Source organism: Thioclava sp. SK-1, assembly GCF_001705665.1.
Taxonomy (GTDB): Bacteria; Pseudomonadota; Alphaproteobacteria; order Rhodobacterales; family Rhodobacteraceae; genus Thioclava.
The window spans coordinates 93631-110282 of the sequence record NZ_MDHA01000032.1 but is presented as its reverse complement, the minus strand read 5'-3'; the positions used below and the strand labels follow the sequence as shown (position 1 = coordinate 110282).

Annotated in this window: 12 protein-coding genes; 4 read left to right on the top strand and 8 right to left on the bottom strand. The window is 57.8% G+C overall.

Annotation, left to right across the window (positions count from 1 at the left end; translation table 11 throughout):
* Nucleotides 1–100: 100 nt before the first annotated feature.
* The 7 genes from BFP70_RS06655 to serB all read right to left on the bottom strand — a co-directional run bounded on the left by BFP70_RS06655 (nt 101) and on the right by serB (nt 7996).
* Nucleotides 101–742, bottom strand: coding sequence for a hypothetical protein (locus BFP70_RS06655; protein WP_066010585.1), 642 nt, complete (start codon nt 740–742; stop codon nt 101–103).
* A 65-nt stretch (nt 743–807) separates the two neighbouring features.
* The gene (locus BFP70_RS06650) at nt 808–1449 is read right to left on the bottom strand and encodes an ATP-binding cassette domain-containing protein (protein ID WP_066010584.1); all 642 of its coding nucleotides are present in this window, start codon (nt 1447–1449) and stop codon (nt 808–810) included.
* Nucleotides 1446–3104 (bottom strand): ABC transporter permease, encoded by a 1659-nt coding sequence (locus BFP70_RS06645; RefSeq protein WP_066010583.1) that lies wholly within the window; start codon nt 3102–3104, stop codon nt 1446–1448. Before BFP70_RS06645 ends, BFP70_RS06650 begins: the two co-directional genes overlap by 4 nt.
* On the bottom strand, nt 3101–4282 hold the full coding sequence (locus BFP70_RS06640) for an ABC transporter substrate-binding protein (RefSeq protein WP_066010582.1): 1182 nt from the start codon (nt 4280–4282) through the stop codon (nt 3101–3103). Before BFP70_RS06640 ends, BFP70_RS06645 begins: the two co-directional genes overlap by 4 nt.
* 13 nt (nt 4283–4295) lie before the next feature.
* A complete protein-coding gene (locus BFP70_RS06635; protein WP_066010581.1) occupies nt 4296–4901 on the bottom strand; it encodes a CDP-alcohol phosphatidyltransferase family protein in 606 nt (201 codons plus the stop codon).
* A complete protein-coding gene (locus BFP70_RS06630; RefSeq protein WP_066010580.1) occupies nt 4898–7012 on the bottom strand; it encodes an FAD-dependent oxidoreductase in 2115 nt (704 codons plus the stop codon). Before BFP70_RS06630 ends, BFP70_RS06635 begins: the two co-directional genes overlap by 4 nt.
* 111 nt (nt 7013–7123) lie before the next feature.
* Entirely contained in the window at nt 7124–7996 is an 873-nt protein-coding gene (gene serB, locus BFP70_RS06625) for a phosphoserine phosphatase SerB (RefSeq protein WP_066010579.1), read from the bottom strand.
* Nucleotides 7997–8284: 288 nt separating this feature from the next.
* Here serB and BFP70_RS06620 point away from each other — a divergent pair, with 288 nt between their 5' ends.
* The 4 genes from BFP70_RS06620 to BFP70_RS06605 all read left to right on the top strand — a co-directional run bounded on the left by BFP70_RS06620 (nt 8285) and on the right by BFP70_RS06605 (nt 14566).
* Nucleotides 8285–9430, top strand: coding sequence for a phosphoserine transaminase (locus BFP70_RS06620; RefSeq protein ID WP_066010578.1), 1146 nt, complete (start codon nt 8285–8287; stop codon nt 9428–9430).
* Between the two features lie 88 nt (nt 9431–9518).
* The gene (gene serA / locus BFP70_RS06615) at nt 9519–11114 is read left to right on the top strand and encodes a phosphoglycerate dehydrogenase (protein ID WP_066010577.1); all 1596 of its coding nucleotides are present in this window, start codon (nt 9519–9521) and stop codon (nt 11112–11114) included.
* An 83-nt stretch (nt 11115–11197) separates the two neighbouring features.
* Nucleotides 11198–11944 carry a metallophosphoesterase gene (locus BFP70_RS06610; RefSeq protein WP_066010576.1) on the top strand — a complete coding sequence of 249 codons (747 nt, stop codon included), beginning with the start codon at nt 11198–11200 and terminating at the stop codon, nt 11942–11944.
* Nucleotides 11945–12352: 408 nt separating this feature from the next.
* The gene (locus tag BFP70_RS06605; protein WP_066010575.1) at nt 12353–14566 is read left to right on the top strand and encodes a response regulator; all 2214 of its coding nucleotides are present in this window, start codon (nt 12353–12355) and stop codon (nt 14564–14566) included.
* Here BFP70_RS06605 and recQ read toward each other — a convergent pair whose 3' ends face one another.
* Entirely contained in the window at nt 14567–16651 is a 2085-nt protein-coding gene (gene recQ, locus BFP70_RS06600; RefSeq protein WP_066010574.1) for a DNA helicase RecQ, read from the bottom strand. It lies immediately after the preceding gene.
* Nucleotide 16652: the final 1 nt, after the last annotated feature.

Genomic DNA, 16652 nt, shown 5'->3' with positions numbered 1-16652 from the left:
ATATAATAGGTTCGGACCTTGTCGCAGCGCCGCCGACGCTGCAAGTGCTAACACACGATTTTGGCAGATTTTATTGCCACCTTTGCCAGACATCATCCGCTTAATTCGCCGCCTGCGTCGATGCCACAAATTCACGCAAAAGTTGCTTTTGCCGCGCATCCGACAGTGACGTATCGGCCAGTGGCATCACCGAAAACGCGACAAGGTGGCCGTTCACGCCTGCGATTGCGCGCCAATAATCCTTCGCAACCGGCACTTTGTCGAATTTTGACGCATCCGAAAGCTTAAGCATCAGCACATCACCAGAGACTTCTGCGGCAAGGATCTGAACATCATCCGCCACCCCCGATCGCGCCAAAGCCGCCCGCCCCGCCTGAGAGCGGAAAAATGCCTCAACTGCGGGGAATTTCTCGGGGATGGAGCCTGTCATAACCGGCCCTACCGTCGTGCCAAGAACCGCCTTATATGGTGCGGCGGGCTGCGAAGGATCATTGGAAATCGCGGCACAGCCACCGAACAGGACAAATGTTGTCTCACCGCGGGCGCGCAATGTACCCTCATCCACACAATAGCCGCGCGGCGCGACCAGAACTGTGCCATCGGCCACGTTGATCGCATTGCTGGCAGGAACCGCAGAGGAGGTGCCTGACAACTCCTCTGGCATTACACAGCCAGACAGACCCATCCCGATGATTGTTAATGTCACCAAGGGCCGTATCGCACGTGCAAACATCTTGGGCATGTCCACTCTCATTCCATCCACAATTACCGTGTGATAGCGTCTTTTGTCAGGCGTGGGCAAGGTGATCACCCCTGACACCCAGGCACAATCGGCTGCGTAAAATCTGCGGCGGCGGCATCTTGCGCATCATGGCTGACGATCAGCGCAGGGATATGGCTTGCGCGGATATGATCAAAGGTAAAGTTGCGGATGTCATCGCGCAGCTCTGGGTCGAGGGCGGAGAACGGCTCATCAAGTAGCAGCGCTTTGGGTTGCGCCAATAGCGCGCGCATCAGCGCCACCCGGGCACGCTGGCCACCAGACAGGCTGGCGGGGTCGCGATCCGCCATTCCTTCCAGCCCAGCCTGCTGCAAGCTGTGGGCAATACGGGCGCGGCGATCTCGGATGTGGGCCGGCAAACCAAAGGCCAGATTTTGCCCGACTGACAAATGTGGGAACAATTGTGCCTGTTGGAACAAAACGCCGATGTCGCGGTATTCGGCAGCGCGGTGTAACATATTGACCCCATTTAACGAAACCATCCCGCCCACCTGACAGCGCGGCGGAAGATGCCCGCCGATCAGCGCAAGCAACGTTGACTTTCCAACACCTGATGGCCCGGTCACGCAGGCGATTTGCCCCGCCGAGACCTGCAAATCCACCGGGGCAAAAACCGGATGCGTGGCACTATGAAATATCACGTATGCCTGTGTTGCTACCAAGCTCATGCCAGCCCTCCGCGCAATCCGCGCCTGTTATGTGATGTGACCCACGCCAGACCAAGGGCCCAACCAAAGCCGATTAAGGGCAGAGCCGCCTGTAATACGCCTTGTACGCCCGCCTGCGATCGGCTGGCCCCTGACGCCAGTGCAATCCCTTCGGTTGTGACGGTCACAACCCGCCCCGCCCCGGGCAGCAAGACCGCCAAATATTGCGCTACGGACACTGCAAAGCCAATCGCTGCCGCCAGCGCAATCGGGCCTAGTAAGATGGGCAGCTTCACCGCCCATAGCCTGCGCCACGGGCCCGCGCCCAATGCTGCCGCCTGTCGCAACATCTGAGGATCCAACCTGCGCCAAGGCCCCGACAGTGAAATCATCACATATGGCAAAACAAACACCAACTGCGCCCAAAGCACCGCCATAGTCCCCGGCGGAACCTTCAACAAAAGCTGCAAAGTCACAAAACCCGGCACAAAACCCATCTGCGGCAAAACCAAGGGCAAGATGATGACCGGCCATAGCCCAGCGCGCCGCGCCAGACGGTCTTCGGTTTCCAGCCACGCGATGCAGATACCCACCGATATCAGTGTCACCACGGCGCCAAGCCAGACTGTCGAAAGCGCAGGCCGATGCCAGCCATCGTGGCCCAACCAATGCTGCACAGTCCAGGCCTGCGGCCAGATCAATGGCCACGACCATCCCCGAAGCAAGGACCATATTGGCAGCGCCATAAGCGCCAGTACGGCCAAAATGGCCAGCCCGATATAAAGCCCATAGATCGGGGCAACCAACCCGTTCAGCACAGAACGGCGGACCCCGCGCTCAAGCCCCCATCGGTTCACCACCCCGCACAGGCGCACCATCCACATCCCGGCGATTACCACCCCCGCCATCACCACAACCAGAATAACGGCCATGGCCGACGCTGGGGCAATCATCGCCGGATCTGGCGCGGTGAACAGGCGCAAACTTTGCACCGCCAATACCGGCGGGTGGGACGGCCCCAACAAAAGCGCCATATCCACATTTGAAAGGCCATAGGCCAGCACGATAAACATCGGCAAACGCAGCGCTGGCAAAATCTGTGGCCAAATCACCCGGGCCCATAGATAGGCGCGACTGTATCCAAGGCTACGCCCGGCGGCCACCTGTGCGGCAACCGGCACCTGCCCCGCGGCCGACAAGGTCATCAACAGCATGAATGGCAGCTCTTTTAAGACCAGCCCGACAATCAGCGACAGCCCCCAGGGATCACCCGGCGTCAGCCACAGGGGCGGCAAAGCCCACTGCGCGGCAGGGGCGATCAGCCGCGCCACCCAACCCGATGGCGCGATGATAAATGCCAGCCCGATGGCCAACGCCGCATGGGGAACCGCAAGCAATGGCGCAATCGCCGCCCGCGCCCATGCCCGCGTCAACATCCATCCTGACAAGGGGATCGACAGCACCACGGTCAAAGCGGCACTGCCTGCGCCCGTGGCAACCGTCAGCCACAGCCCGTGGCCCATGCCCGGCTGTGCCACTGCGTGCACAAACCCCGCGCCGAAGGGCTGCGCCTGTGCGCCCAGTGGCCCGAAACAGGCCATCCAAAGCGTCAGCCCCGCCCCCGCCACAACCGGACCGCCCACCAGCATAAGCAAGAGCAAACGCAGCCAGATCATTGCGTGTAACGCGCGCTCCAGGTCTGGGTCAGTGCGGTCATCCAGCTGGGATGAGGTTCAGGCAATGTCCTGCCCAAATCGGCGAGGGTCGGCAGCGCTGGCGCGGTGGGAAGTGCCTGAAATGCCGCCTGTGCATGCCCGTCCAGACGGGTCGGATCCAGCACAGAATAACTGCCCAAAACCGTGATATCTTGCATATGCGCCTGTGTCGTCGGTGCCAGCAAGAAATTTGCCACCACCTGCGCGCCAGCCTGATGCTGCGCATTATAAGGGATCGCAACAAAGCTGATATTGCCGATCGTGCCACCGTTGGGGGTGAACACCCGCGTTTCTTCAGGCAACACACCTTGTTCGATCAGCGACGCGGGGGCTGCAGGATCAAAGAACATGGCGATATCCACCTGTGCATCCGCCAAAAGCTGCGCCTGTGCGCTTTCATTTTCAGGATAGGACCGACCGCCCCGCCATAAATTGGGGCGCAGCGCATCATACCACGCCCAAAGCGGCGCCGTCTGTGTGGCGAAGGCTGCGTCGGTCACAGGCTGCGACAGCGCCTCTTGATCGGGGGCCAGCTCCACCAGTGCTTGCTTCAAGAAAGTCGCACCGATGAAATTTTGCACGTTCGGATGGGTCATCCGCCCTGGGTGGGCCTGTGCCCATTCCACAAATCCTGCCATTGTCTGCGGCGGATTGGGCGCCCGCGTGCCATGATGGGCAAAGACAAATTTCGCCAACCGCCACGGCGATTCATACCCCCGTGTTGGCACCGTAAAATCAGTGGTCGCGGCAGAGCCGTCCGTCAGGTCCAATAACTGCGCGTTGGGTAGGTTTTGCAAAAACGGACCAAACAGCAGGCCCGCATCTTGCATGGCGACAAAGTTCGGCCCGTTGATCCAGATCAGATCAATCGCGCCATTATCGTCTTCGCCTGCGGCTTTTTCCGCACCAACGCGTGCCACCGCCTCTGCCGTATCTGTCAATTTGACATGATCTACCGTCACGCCAAACCTGTCTTGTGTCTGTTGTGAAACCCAGTCCAAAAAGGCATTCGTACGCGGATCCCCGCCCCAGGCATTGAAATAGACTGTCTGTCCCTTTGCTTCTTCCAGGGTCTGATCCCAATCGGCAAAGGCCGGGCTGGCCAGTGCGGACAAAAGAAAAGCAGTTAAATAGCGCATCATCTCCCCCTTTTCATGCGAAGACCCGCCAGCCCATATGCCAGCGGGTTAATGTGGTCACGGCACAGCCCGCCGCAAAGATATAGGCTAGGATGGCAAAGCCCGAAGGCCAAACACAGCAGGCCAGCAAAAATGCGATCGTCTCGGCGCCCTCGGTCAAGCCCCCAAGGTAATAAATCCCCTTGGTGGGATAGGCATCGGCGTGCAAGCCGCGCCGTTGTGCGATCACGGAAAAGGCCAGAAAGCTGGAACCGGTTCCGATGAAGCTGGCCATCAATACCGCCGCCGCAAGGGCATTTTGCGCCGGATCTACCAAGGCAAACCCCAAAGGCACCAAAGCGTAAAACATGAAATCCAGCGCAATATCCAAGAACGCGCCGCGATCGGTGGGTTGGGTCAGCCGCGCGACAGCCCCATCCAGTCCATCAGCCAACCGGTTCGCGACAATGGCCGCAAATGCCAATCCATAAAGCCCGGCAGCCAGGGCCGGCAGCGCCAGCAAACCAATGACGAACCCCACGACGGTGATATGATCGGCGCGAACACCGCGCGCGGCCAAAACCCGTGCAGGCCCGTCCAGAACCCGCGATTGAAGCGGCAAAATCAATGCATCGATCATCCACGCCTCCATGCCATAAACCGCGCAGCCAGGGCCAACAGGCGCGGACTGGTTTGCGCCTGCCGCCAGCGTCCGGCGGCGTTCTTGGCCCCCTCTGACCAGCTGGGATATATATGCGGGGTCGACAATATCTTACCCAGCCCCAAACCATGACGCATCGCCAAGGTGAATTCGGGCAAGATCTCGGCGGCATGTGGACCAACCACCGTGACACCAAGAATTTTATCGCGGCCCTTTTGGGTCAGGATTTTCACCAGCCCCTCCGCCTCCCCCTCGGTTACGGCACGGTCGATCTCGCCCAAAGGCAAGGTGGTAACGTCATAGCTGCCCTTGTTCGCCTGCGCCTGCGTCAGACCAACCCGCGCGATCTCTGGCGCGGTGAAAACCGCTGCGGGGATCGGCGCGGCATCCGCCCGAAAGCGCCAAAACGGGCGGGCCAAAGCATTGGCCGCTGCAATCCAGCCCTGATGACCGGCGGCATTGGTCAATTGCGCCCCGCCCGACACATCGCCAGCAAACAAAATATGGGGCATGGCGGATTGCAATTGGCTGTTCACCAAGGATGATCCGTCACGGATAAGGCCCAGTGCCTCTAGCCCAAAACCCGTCAGCCGCGGCGCACGCCCGGCCGCAACCAACAAAGCATCAAAACGCAGCTTCGTGCCATCCTCTAGCGCGACCCAGCCGGTACCGTCTTCATCCTTGCCAAACTGCGCAGCTTTGGCGCCTGTCTTAACGGTGACACCATCTGCTAGCAGCGCTTTTTGCAACGCCTGTGAGGCCTCGGGCTCCTCGCGCGCGATCAGCCGCGGCGCGGCCTCGATCACGGTAACGCCCGCCCCAAGCCGTGCCAAGGCCTGTGCCAGTTCACATCCGATCGGGCCACCACCCAGAATCAGCAGATTCTGCGGCGGCTGGTCTTGCGCGATCAACCACGGCCAAAAGGTTTCCGATGTCATTGGCGCCACCAGATTGATGCCCGAAATCGGTGGGATCACCGGGGCCGCCCCTGTCGCGACGATGATACTGCGCGTGGTCAACCGTGCGCCATGCACCTCTACAGTCCACGGATCAATGATCTGGCCGTAGCCTTGGATCACCTCCACCCCTAAGCCACTGTAGCGTTCGACAGAATCATTGGGCGCGATTTGATCAATGACATCGCGCAGGCGCGCTGTAACGGCCGGAAAATCCACGCATGGGGCAGCATGCACACCCAGTCGCGCTGCGCGCGTAGCATCTGCAGTAGCCCGCGCCGACGAGATCAGCGCCTTGGACGGCACACAGCCTGTGTTCAGGCAGTCACCGCCCATCGGGCCGGCCTCAATCAAGGTTACTTTGGCCTGCGCTGCCGCCGCGACATATGAGGCCACAAGACCCCCAGCCCCGGCCCCGATCACGATCAGGTTTCGGTCAAAAACCTTGGGTTTCGTGTAGCCCGACAAAGCCTTGCGACGCCGTATCACCGCAACCACAGCCCGCGCGGCCCAAGGCAGCACCCCCAGCGCGACAAACGCTGCAAGCATTCCGGGCTGCACAATATCTGACAGGCTGGAGATCTGCGCAAGCTGAGTCCCCGCAAAGACAAAAACCGCCGTAGCCGGCAACATCGCGATCTGGCTAATTGCATAAAACCGCCATGCGGGCATGGGCACCAACCCAAAGATCAAGTTGACCACAAAGAACGGCACCACCGGGATCAGCCGCAAGGAGAACAGAACGAACGGCCCCTCGGTCTCCAGCTTTTGATGATATTGCGCCAATTTTTCGCCGTAGCGTGCGCGCACCCAATCGCCCATCAAATAGCGCGACACAAGGAAAGCCGCCGTCGCCCCGATTGTCGAGGCAAAGGACACCAGCGCCAGCCCCCCCCACAGCCCAAATAACGCACCACCGATCACCGTCAGCCATGTGGCAAAGGGTAGCGAAAGGGCTGTAACCGCAACATAAATCGCAAAGAACCCACCTGCAAAGGCCATCGGATGGCTGGCTTTCGCACCGTTGAACTGCGCGAATAGGTCGCGCAGCCCGTCAATACTGGGATCAGCAACCGTCCAGCTGGCCGCAACCGCCACCAAAATAACTGCAATAAAAACCATCGGCTTGCGCATGACATATCCTCCGTGACGCGCGGGGCATCATGCCATAGGCGTCTTGCGTAATCGTCCATACGCGGGGCTTCACCGCCACATTACATACGATCACGCGGACGTGATCGAAGCTTAGGCGAATTCGTCACGCCCATAGCCCTGCACGAACAGCAGCGCAGTTAGATCGCCATGATTGATACGGATGTCACATTGCGCCGCAACTGCGGGCTTGGCATGCAAGGCAACACCGGCGCCGGCCAGTTTCAACATTCCAAGATCATTGGCGCCATCGCCCACGGCCATCACCTGTGCCGCTGTCAGCCCAAGACGGGCCGAGATATCATGAAATGCCTGAACCTTGGCTTCGCGGCCCAAAATCGGCAGCCCCGGCTTGCCCGTCAGCTTGCCATCCTCGATCAAGAGCGTATTCGCACGGTTTTCATCAAAGCCAAGCGCCTGCGCCACATATCCCGTAAAGGCGGTGAACCCGCCCGAAACAAGCGCACAATAAGCCCCGTCGCGTTTCATCGTCGCCAACAGCGCCTGCGCGCCGGGCATAAAGGTGATGCGTTCATCAATCACTTGCTGGATCACGCCATCGTCCAGCCCCGCCAACAGGCCTACACGTTCCGTCAGCGCACCGTCGAAATCCAGCTCTCCGTTCATCGCCTTCGCGGTGATTTCCTTGACCCGATCGCCAACCCCGGCCACATCAGCCAGCTCATCAATACATTCTTGTTGGATCATCGTACTATCCATATCGGCCAGCAGCATCTGTTTGCGCCGCCCCTGTGTGGGCACAACAACCAGATCAATGCCGATCATCTGCATATCGTCCCACACCTGCCAGCGATTCGATGGTACGGTTTCAACCTGGAACTCTGCCGCGACACCAAAGGCCAACCAGCGAATTTGCCCCCCACCCCAAGCGGAGCGCAGCGCGTCCATCGTCGTCGCATCCAGCGCAGGCTGGTTCGGGTTGGTCATAAGAATGACGGTATACATTGGGTAGCCTCCGGACAATCAGACGCAGGTGTCATAGCCCATTCGCCTGCGCAAAGACCAGCACCGAACCTGACCACGCTGTCGCGAAAACGTGATGATCGTGGAATACGAACAAATTATCCGATTATCTTGGGCAAAAGCGATAGATCACGCCCGGAATGTCGGATTTGAAAACCATTTGTTCGCTCTAAGACGTTTTTCCTGTTGCGCGACAGATCGGGCGGGCCTATGTCCGTCCACGGGACACCCTTCCCCAACGAAGGGCGATTATCTGAGAGGATACCAGAAATGGCTATTCAAGCTCCGGCCACGCTGCCGGCAAATCCGCGTTTTTCTTCGGGCCCCTGCACGAAGATTCCAGGCTTCTCCCTCAATATGCTCGACGATGCGCCTCTGGGTCGCTCGCACCGCGCCAGCGTTGGCAAAGCCAAGCTGAAAGAGGCGATTGAAACAACCCGTGACATTCTTGGCATCCCGGCTGACTATAAAATCGGTATCGTTCCTGCCTCTGACACAGGTGCTGTGGAAATGGCACTGTGGTCGCTGTTGGGCGAACGCAAAGCCACCATGTGCGCATGGGAAAGCTTTGGCGCAGGCTGGGTCACCGATGTTGTGAAACAGCTGAAAATCGATGCCGATGTTAAAACCGCCGAATATGGCGACATCGTCGATTTCAACACAGTCGATTTCGACACAGATGTCGTGTTCACATGGAACGGCACCACCTCGGGCGTGCGTATGGCCAATGGCGACGTGATCCCGGCGGACCGCGAAGGCCTGACCATTTGCGACGCAACCTCGGCTGCATTCGCAATGGACCTGCCGTGGGACAAGCTGGATGTAACCACCTTCTCGTGGCAAAAGGTCCTGGGCGGTGAAGGCGGTCACGGCGTGATCGTCTTGTCCCCGCGTGCCGTTGCCCGTTTGGAAAGCTACACACCTGCATGGCCGTTGCCAAAAATCTTCCGCATGACCAAAGGCGGCAAGCTGATCGACGGCATCTTCACCGGTGCAACAATCAATACGCCGTCAATGCTATGCGTTGAAGATTACTTGGTTGCGCTGAACTGGGCGAAATCTATCGGCGGTCTGAAAGGTCTGATCGCACGCGCGGATGCCAATGCGCAGGTTGTCTGGGATTTCTGCGCCGCGAAACCGTGGATCGCAAACCTGGCCGCGGATGCGGCCACGGCCTCGACCACCTCGGTTTGTGTAAAATTCACCGACGCGCGGATTAAAGACGGCGCCGCATTTGCCAAAGCCGTTGCAAAGCGTCTGGAAGCAGCTGGTGCCGCATTGGATGCAGGTGCTTATCGTGATGCCCCTGCCGGTCTGCGTATCTGGTGTGGTTCCACCGTTGAGACCGCCGATGTAAAGGCCCTGATGCCTTGGATCGAATATGCCTTTGAAGCAGAGATCGAAGCGCAAGCTTGATCTGACGTGAAAGCGTTATGGGCGGCCCGAATTTGGCCCCGGGCTGCCCATACTTTCCAAATTCCTGAAAATTCAAGGAGCCCAGAAAATGGCACCTAAAGTTCTCGTCTCGGACAGCTTGTCGGAAACCGCCGTTCAGATCTTCCGCGATCGCGGCATCGAAGTCGATTTTGAGCCCAAGCTGGGCAAAGACAAAGACAAGCTGGCCGAAGTTATTGGCAAATATGATGGCTTGGCGATCCGTTCGGCGACAAAAGTCACCGCGAAGCTGCTGGAAAGCGCGACAAATCTGAAAGTTGTCGGCCGCGCCGGTATCGGCACCGATAACGTGGACAAAGAAGCGTCGTCGAAAAAAGGCGTGATCGTAATGAACACGCCGTTTGGCAACATGATCACAACCGCAGAACATGCGATTGCGATGATGTTCGCAGTGGCACGCCAAATCCCAGAAGCATCTGCATCAACACATGCTGGAAAATGGGAAAAATCGAAATTCATGGGTGTGGAGCTGACCGCCAAGACGCTGGGCGTGATTGGTGCCGGCAACATCGGTGGTATTGTTTGCGACCGTGCCCGTGGTTTGAAAATGAAAGTGGTCGCATATGACCCCTTCTTGTCCCCCGAAAAGGCCGAGAAGATGGGTGTTGAGAAAGTGGAACTGGACGAGCTGCTTAAGCGCGCCGATTTCATTACCTTGCATGTGCCGCTGACGGATCAGACCCGCAACATCCTGTCGGCTGAGAACCTTGCGAAAACCAAAAAAGGTGTGCGGATCATCAACTGTGCCCGTGGTGGCCTGATCGACGAACCCGCTTTGGCTGAATTGCTGAAATCGGGTCATGTGGCCGGTGCCGCGTTGGACGTTTTCGCAGAAGAACCCGCGACCGAGAATGTCTTGTTCAACCTGCCCAACGTTGTGTGCACCCCGCATCTGGGCGCATCCACCACCGAAGCACAGGAAAACGTGGCCCTTCAGGTCGCAGAGCAGATGTCCAACTACCTTCTGGACGGTGCCGTTGAGAACGCGCTTAACATGCCGTCGATGACCGCCGAAGAAGCCAAGGTCATGGGCCCATGGGTCGATCTGGCGAAACATCTGGGTGGTTTCATCGGTCAGATGACCGAAGACGCGATCAAAGCGATCAACATCACCTATGATGGCGAAGCGGCTGGCATGAACCTGAAGGCGCTGGATGCAGCGACCATCTCTGGCATCATGAAGGCATCGCAGCCTGATGTGAACATGGTATCGGCGCCCGCTTTGGCGAAAGAACGTGGCATCCAGATTTCGACCACGTCGCAGGACCAATCCGGCGCATTTGAGGGCTATATCAAAGTCACGGTTGTGTCCGAATCAAAAGAGCGTTCGATCGCAGGCACCGTATTCTCGGATGGGAAACCGCGCTTCATTCAGATCAAAGGCATCAATATCGATGCCGAAGTGGGCGAGCACATGCTCTACACCACCAATGATGACAAGCCGGGCACCATCGGCAAGCTGGGCACTTTGCTGGGCGAGCATAACGTAAATCTTGCGAACTTTACGTTGGGCCGTGCAGCATCGGGTGGCGAAGCAATCGCGATCTCTTACCTGGACGAAGCGATCAAACCAGAGGTGATTGAGGCGCTGAAAGCCACAGGTTTGTTCAAGCAGGTCAAGCCGCTGGAATTCTCTGTAGCCTGAGCCGGTTAAATCAGTAAGCTGAAGGCCCCTGCCATTGGTGGGGGCCTTTGCCATTTGTAACGACGCTTTCACAAGGACAGACCATGCGCGCATATGCGATCGGAGACATTCACGGCCATACCGACAAGCTGAAACAGGCACATGCGTTGATCGCGGCAGATCAGGCCGCATATGATGGTGCGAACGTGCCTGTGGTTCATGTTGGGGACATGGTGGACCGCGGACCAGACAGCAGCGGCACAATCGAATATTTGATGCAAGGCATGGCCAGTGGCAAAAACTGGATTGTGCTGAAGGGCAATCATGACCGCATGTTCTCTATGTTCATGGACGACCCCTATGACCATGACATGCGGCTGCGCACCGACCTGAACTGGATCCACCCACGTTTGGGCGGGAACACTACGTTGGCCTCTTACGGTGTCGAAAACGCAGAAGAGCGTGAGCACGGCGAGGTCCATGTTGAAGCGATGCAAAAGATCCCTGCATCACATCGCGCCTGGCTGGCCGCGCGCCCCAGTTATTTCCTGCATGGCGATTTGCTGTTTGTGCATGCGGGCATCAAACCCGGGGTAAAATTGGGCGAGCAAATCGAAGACGATCTACTTTGGATTCGCAAAGGCTGGCTGGAGCATCCCGGCCCACATCAGTGGCTGATCGTGCACGGTCATACCGCGCTAGACGATGTAACTCATTACGGCCACCGCCTGAACCTTGATTCCAGCGCAGGCTATGGCGGCCCGGTGTCAGCCGTTGTCATCGAAGGCCGCGATGTATTTTTGTTGACCGCGCAAGGCCGCGTGCCCCTGCAACCAACAGAAGAAACCTAACCGCATTCAGACATCCGCAACGGGTTTCGCGTAATGTGTTGGCTACAACATATAAGGACAGCGCGATGACCCGACCAACAGTGACCCTGACATGGGTCAAAGCGCCAGCGGTTGATACACTGCTGGCGCATTTGCTTCCGCCATCACAGACGCTACAGCCGATCTGGTGCCGCCCGCCGGCGCCGGCGCCCCGCGGTCACGGCCCATACGCAAAACCACCACCACAGCCGCAAGGATGATCTTTCATCCATAACCTGTTGGTCGAGAATCAACCTAAGGTTGATCTGCAAGTCGCGGATTTATTTAAAGAACATCTACAACAAAGGTCGCAGAGGCGCGGCGATTTTAAGTATAAATTCACGCGATCGCGTCAGAACTTGAATATCCACGATGAAGGAATCAAGACTCATGCCGACCCGCACCAGCTCCATTGCTGATAAGCTGGCCCAAGAACGGCGTGCACGGCTGGCCGCAGAGCGCTTGCTTGACCAGAAGAAACGGGAATTGTTTTCCGCGAACCAGAAACTGTCATTGCATGCGCGCTCCCTGTCCAATCAGATCTTAGAGCAACGCGATGGTTTGCAGCGCGCCCTGACAGAGGCCGCGTCCCTGAAAGGGGAGAATAGCCGCGTGCGCGTCGATCTGGAGCGCGCGCATTCCGTCGCCTTGATTGCGCAGCGCCGGCTATGGGATGCGTTGGAAACGCTGCCGGATGGGTTTGCGGTTTATGACAGTGATCTGCGGCTGGTCGCGGCGAATGAATCCTATATGGAGTTCTTTCGTGGCGAAATTGCTGTGACAACCGGTGTCACTTATGATGCGGTTTTAAAAATCGTGGCGAAACATCAAATGATCGATCTGGAAGGCCGCGACCCGCTGGATTGGCATCAAGAGATGCTGGAAATGATCCGCCGCGATAAAATTGACCCAGTGACGATGAAAACCGCCAAGGGCCGCTATATCCGGATTTTAAATCGTTGGGGGGACAGCGGCGATTTGGTGACAGTGGTGCGTGATGTCACTGATATCGTGGAGCATGAGGCCGAATTGCAAGAAGCCCGCAGCCGTGCAGAGGCTGCAAACCGTGCGAAATCGGCCTTCCTTGCCAACATGAGCCATGAAATCCGCACACCTATGAACGGTGTTGTCGGCATGTCAGAGCTGTTGGCCGAGACGGATCTGACAGAAGAACAACGGCTTTACGCGGAAACCATTCGTTCCTCTGGTGAGGCTTTGCTGACAATCATCAACGACGTCCTAGATTACTCCAAAATCGAAGCCGAACGATTGAAGCTATATCCAGAAATCTTTGATCTGGAACGCTGTTTGCATGAAATTATGGTTCTATTGCAGCCCTCGGCCCGCGATAGGGGCCTGAAATTGATCGTGGATTATGATCTGTTCTTGCCCACACGGTTTATCGCGGACCCCGGTCGTGTGCGGCAGATCCTGACCAACCTGATCGGCAATGCGGTGAAATTCACCAAAAAAGGCCATGTTCTGGCACGCGTTGTTGGCTTTGAACGCGACGGCGAAACCTATGAGCTGCATGTCACGGTCGAGGACACTGGCATCGGCATCGCGCCCGAGAATATAGAAAAAGTATTTGGCGAATTTGATCAGGTTGAAAGTGCCGAAAACCGCGCCTTTGAAGGCACTGGTCTGGGGCTTGCGATCACCAAACAGCTTGTGGAAATGATGGATGGGCGCGTCTGGGTCGATAGTGATCTTGGCAAAGGCTCTTCCTTTGGTTTTGCCATCACCGTTCCGCGTGCCGAAACCGGCGACCCGATGGCGCAGAAAACCTCCCCCCCTATCACGCTGAAGGCAGCATTGGTGGTCGATGACCTTTTGGTCAATCGGGTAATTTTGGAGCGTCAGCTAGAAACATTCGGCCTTGAAGTCACCCTGTGTCGCAGCGCCGCCGATGCCCTACAACAGATCGAAAAATCAAACAAATTCGATGTTATCCTGACCGATTTTAAGATGCCGGATATGGATGGCCTGGCGCTGTGCCAACAGCTGCGTACGCAGGGGTTGTCGACCCCGGTTGTCTTGCTGAACGGTGACACCGATATCATCAGCGACGAAGATGCACAGGCGGCGCAAATCGAATGTCTGCAAAAACCGGTACTTCGGTCGGAATTGTTCCAAACCTTGCAAAAACTGTCGGGCCCTAAGCCCAAGGTCGCCGCACGCCCAGCGCGGCCTACGGCGCCCGTGGCCAATCGGCAGATGATCGTTTTGGCGGCCGAAGACAATCGCACCAATCAGCTTGTGTTTGGCAAAATGGTGAAGGATTTGGATATCGCTTTGCATTTCGCAAACAACGGTCGCGAGGCGTTGGAGCTGTGGCGCAAGCTAAAGCCGGATTTGATTTTCATGGATATTTCCATGCCGGAAATGGATGGAAAAGAAGCCACCCGCGCCATTCGCGCGGAAGAGCCCAAAGACGCGCACGTTGCGATCTGTGCCCTCACGGCCCATGCGATGTCAGGTGATAGCGAGGAAATTTTCGCCTGTGGTATCGACCACTACCTGACAAAACCATTGAAGAAAGCGGCCATCACCGAGCGTATTCAAGCCCATCAACCGAAAGAAGCCCGACCGGTGAAGCCGTAATCAGCCGGTGAAGTCTGTCACGATCTGCAAGAACCTCGGGCCAAAGCGATCGAGCTTCGGCTCCCCCATGCCGCTAATCTGTGACATTTGATCCAATGTCTGCGGTTTGCGTTCCGCGATTTTACGCAAAATGGTATTTGGGCAGTTCAGATACCGATCGACACCGCTATCCCCATGCGCCAATTCCAACTGTGCGGCCTGGAGCGCGTCAAATAACGCGCCCTCATCACGGCCTGCCAACGCGCGCCGCGCCGGATGGATTTTCACACCACCCGCCCCCGTGACAACCCCCAAAAAATCTTCGCCATAGCTTTCCAGTTTCTTCGCGCCGACGCCGTTGATATGGGCCATCTGGTCCAAGCTTTGCGGGCGGGCTTCGGCCATCTCGGCCAGGGTGCGATCTGGAAAAATCATATATGCGGGCAGGCCCGCAGCCTTTGCCAAAGCGGAACGTTTTGCCTTGAGCGCGGACATCAGGGGGGCGTCCTCTTCTGACACCAATGCCTTCACCACAGGGCCGGATTTGGCGTTGCGAACTGGATCACGGCGGAAAGTCACGGGTTCTTCACCCCGCAAGACCGGACGGGCGCGTTCGGTCATGAATAATGCACCATGGCGCTCGGCATCTGGGCGCAACAAATCATGCCCCATCATCTGCCGGAAAATCGCTTGCCATTGCGGTCGCGGCGTCGCGCGTCCGACACCAAAGGTCGGCAGTTGATCATGGCCACGTGCCTTGATCCGATCATTGCTATTGCCCACCAAAATCTCAATAAGGTGCTGCGCACCATAGCTTTGATCCGTGCGCAAACAGGCCGAAAGCGCCATGCGCACGACCTCTGTTGCATCGAACAGATCCGGTGGATTGTCGCAAATATCGCAGTTTTGGCACGGCTGCGCCTCTTCTCCGAAGTAGGACAACAATCGCTGACGTCGACATCCCGTCGCCTCGGCCAGGCCCAACAGTGCGTTGAGGCGACCATGATCTGCCGCTTTGCGCTCTGACGGGGCTTGCCCCTCGTCCACTTGGGTGCGGCGCAGGCGAATGTCTTCTGGCCCATAAAGGGTCATCGTCTCAGCCGGGGCGCCATCGCGGCCTGCACGGCCGATTTCCTGATAATAAGCTTCGATGCTTTTGGGCAGGTCCGCATGTGCGACCCAGCGGATATCAGGCTTATCAACGCCCATTCCGAAGGCCACAGTGGCACACACAATCAGACCGTCTTCTTGTTGAAATCGCGCTTCGACATGGCGGCGATCATCGGCCTCCATCCCGCCATGATAATGGCACGCCAGATGCCCGGCATCATTCAATGCCTTGGACAGGCTCTCGGTTTTCGCCCGCGACGCACAATAGACAATGCCCGATTGCCCCTTGCGTGCGGCAGCGAAATTCAACACCTGCGCGCGGGGGCTATTTTTCGGCGCGAAAGCGAGATGAATATTGGGGCGGTCGAACCCATGCAAAAAGGTGGACGGCTGCACGCCTGCGAACAAGCGGGTGACCATTTCGGCCTGCGTTTCTTCATCCGCCGTTGCGGTGAAGGCTGCCAATGGCACGCCCAGTGTCTGCCGCAATTCTCCGATGCGCAGATAATCGGGACGGAAATCATGCCCCCACTGGCTGACGCAATGTGCCTCATCTACCGCAATCAGATTGACGCCCGCACGGCGCAGTAAATGGACCGCCGCCCCCGAGGCAAGCCGCTCTGGCGCCATATACAACAGCTTCAGGCGCCCCGCATCAATCGCCGCAAAGACCTCTTCGGTTTCCTCATCGGTATTGCCGGAGGTCAACGCCCCCGCCTCAACCCCGGCTTGTTTCAGCGCCCGCACCTGATCACGCATCAGCGCGATCAAGGGCGAGATAACCACCGTCAGCCCGGGCCGGCACAATGCTGGCAGCTGATAGCAAAGTGATTTTCCGCCACCCGTAGGCATGATCGCCAGCGTATTACGCCCATCAATGACGGACTGCACGATCGTCTCTTGTCCCGGGCGAAAGGCATGAAAACCAAAGACCCGCGCCAGAACCTCCTGAGGATCATGCACCGGTGGCTCATCTGTGGGGGCAGCGGCGGTCATG

Bases quoted from the DNA above. Each gene is read 5' to 3' on its own strand.
- BFP70_RS06655 (WP_066010585.1), bottom strand. From the start codon at position 742: ATGCCCAAGATGTTTGCACGTGCGATACGGCCCTTGGTGACATTAACA.
- BFP70_RS06650 (WP_066010584.1), bottom strand. From the start codon at position 1,449: ATGAGCTTGGTAGCAACACAGGCATACGTGATATTTCATAGTGCCACG.
- BFP70_RS06645 (WP_066010583.1), bottom strand. From the start codon at position 3,104: ATGATCTGGCTGCGTTTGCTCTTGCTTATGCTGGTGGGCGGTCCGGTT.
- BFP70_RS06640 (WP_066010582.1), bottom strand. From the start codon at position 4,282: ATGCGCTATTTAACTGCTTTTCTTTTGTCCGCACTGGCCAGCCCGGCC.
- BFP70_RS06635 (WP_066010581.1), bottom strand. From the start codon at position 4,901: ATGATCGATGCATTGATTTTGCCGCTTCAATCGCGGGTTCTGGACGGG.
- BFP70_RS06630 (WP_066010580.1), bottom strand. From the start codon at position 7,012: ATGCGCAAGCCGATGGTTTTTATTGCAGTTATTTTGGTGGCGGTTGCG.
- serB (WP_066010579.1), bottom strand. From the start codon at position 7,996: ATGTATACCGTCATTCTTATGACCAACCCGAACCAGCCTGCGCTGGAT.
- BFP70_RS06620 (WP_066010578.1), top strand. From the start codon at position 8,285: ATGGCTATTCAAGCTCCGGCCACGCTGCCGGCAAATCCGCGTTTTTCT.
- serA (WP_066010577.1), top strand. From the start codon at position 9,519: ATGGCACCTAAAGTTCTCGTCTCGGACAGCTTGTCGGAAACCGCCGTT.
- BFP70_RS06610 (WP_066010576.1), top strand. From the start codon at position 11,198: ATGCGCGCATATGCGATCGGAGACATTCACGGCCATACCGACAAGCTG.
- BFP70_RS06605 (WP_066010575.1), top strand. From the start codon at position 12,353: ATGCCGACCCGCACCAGCTCCATTGCTGATAAGCTGGCCCAAGAACGG.
- recQ (WP_066010574.1), bottom strand. From the start codon at position 16,651: ATGACCGCCGCTGCCCCCACAGATGAGCCACCGGTGCATGATCCTCAG.